Raw genomic sequence first — 566 nt, 5'->3', positions numbered from 1 at the left:
TCGACAGTCGCGGTGCCGGCCGCGTCCGCCACATTGGTGACCACCTTCATCGCAGCCCAGACCCCACTGGCCCGGGACAGTTCCACCGCGTGCAGTCCGTAATCCAGGATGTCCTGCGTATCCGCCGGGTAGAGAACCGGCAACGCCAGGTCCGCCAGGACACGTTCGGACGCGCAGGGCACCGTCGAGGACTTGGCCACCGGATCGTCGCCGACAAGCGCGAGCGCACCGCCGACGGCCGGGACGCCCACAAGATTGGCGTGCCGGATGGCGTCGGCCGCACGGTCCAGCCCCGGGGACTTGCCATACCAGAGCCCGATCACCCCGTCCGGCCGCATACGGCCCGCCTCACCCGCCAGTTGACTGCCCATCACCGAGGTGGCCGCCAGCTCCTCGTTCAACCCCGGCTGATGCGAGACGGCATGCCCGGCCAGCAACGCGGAGCGCCGCGCCAACTCCAGATCGAAGCCGGCCAGGGGGGAACCCTCGTACCCCGAGACGAAGGCCGCGGTATCCCGCCCCACCCGCCGGTCATGCCTGATCCGGTCGAAGAGGACACGCACCAG

The 566-nt window shown here is 70.1% G+C and carries 1 pseudogene; it reads right to left on the bottom strand.

The annotated features are described in order from the left end of the window. Positions 1-566: pseudogene (locus KN815_RS26230) on the bottom strand (indolepyruvate ferredoxin oxidoreductase family protein); the annotation flags it as partial.

The organism is Streptomyces niphimycinicus, from assembly GCF_018883605.1.
Lineage (GTDB): Bacteria > Actinomycetota > Actinomycetes > Streptomycetales > Streptomycetaceae > Streptomyces > Streptomyces niphimycinicus.
Note: the sequence above shows the minus strand (reverse complement) of the source record. Positions and strands in the feature narration are given on the sequence as shown.